Origin of the sequence: Streptomyces diastatochromogenes (assembly GCF_002242805.1) — a bacterium.
GTDB classification, from domain to species: Bacteria; Actinomycetota; Actinomycetes; order Streptomycetales; family Streptomycetaceae; genus Streptomyces; species Streptomyces diastatochromogenes.
The window spans coordinates 1-1,126 of record NZ_MCGQ01000092.1 but is presented as its reverse complement, the minus strand read 5'-3'; the positions used below and the strand labels follow the sequence as shown (position 1 = coordinate 1,126).

Here is a 1,126-nt window from a genome sequence, read left to right as displayed (position 1 = left end):
CTAAGTGGGCGTTTACTCCGCTTACTTGGCGATTTGAACATGTATGCGGGTTGGCTTTGATGGTGCCGGTGCCTCCAAAGAGGCTCATGATGTCAGCGAGGCGATGAAGCCGCCGTCTCGTCTGCACTCCTCCTGTTTAATCCCAAGACGCGCCGTCGTGCACCGTTCACTTCGCGCGCCTGATGCATGCGCCTGGGCCAGCCGGACAGCCGCCCGGTACTTCAGAAGCCATGACGGAGCGTCGTCGTTACCCAAGTGATCTGTCCGATGCGCGCTGGGAGTTGGTCGAGCCGGTCCTGACCGCCTGGCGGGCAGAACGCCGCGGCCGCGGGCTGGACATCGGCCGGCCGCCGGACCACGACCTGCGCAGTCTCCTGGACGCGATCCTCTACGTGAACCGGACCGGCATCCCCTGGCGATACCTCCCGCACGACTACCCGCACTGGAACACCGTCTACGCCTACTTCGCCCGCTGGCAGGCGGAAGGCGTATTCGACCAGCTCAACAGCCTGCTCAGGCGCCGAGTACGCAGGCAGGAAGGCCGGGAAGAGGAACCGAGTGCCTGTGTCATCGACTCCCAGAGCGTCAAGACCTCCACGAATGTGCCCACGGCCGACCAGGGCGTTGATGCAGGCAAGAAGATTGTGGGCCGCAAGCGGAGCATCGTGATCGACACGGTCGGCCTGCTTCTGGGGGTGCTGGTCACTGCAGCCAGCGTGCAGGACTCCATTGCAGGCCAGGCCCTGATCGAGAAAGTGGCCGCCGAGCACCCCACCGTGCGCAAAACCTGGGTCGACGGCGGCTACCGGCAGCACCTCGTCGAGCACGCAGCCACCCTCGGCATCGACATGCACATCGTCCGCCGCGACCCAACAACCAGGGGATTTACGGTCCTTCCTCGCCGCTGGACCGTCGAGCGAACCCTCGGCTGGCTGATGAACCACCGCCGCCTGGCCCGCGACTACGAAGCCAAACCGCACCGCTCCGAAGCCATGATCCACCTCGCGATGATCAGCCTCATGACCCGCCGCCTCACAGCCGAATCCACCCCGAGCTGGCGAGGCACCTAGAACCAACCCCAAACAGGACACGGAGGGACTAAACGTTGGAGCAAAACGCCCTCTAA

Annotated in this window: 1 protein-coding gene; it reads left to right on the top strand. The window is 64.4% G+C overall.

Annotation, left to right across the window (positions count from 1 at the left end):
• Positions 1 to 230 precede the first annotated feature (230 nt).
• Positions 231 to 1,070, top strand: a complete 840-nt coding sequence (locus BEK98_RS45635) for an IS5 family transposase (protein WP_094222724.1) — start codon at positions 231 to 233, stop codon at positions 1,068 to 1,070.
• Positions 1,071 to 1,126 lie beyond the last annotated feature (56 nt).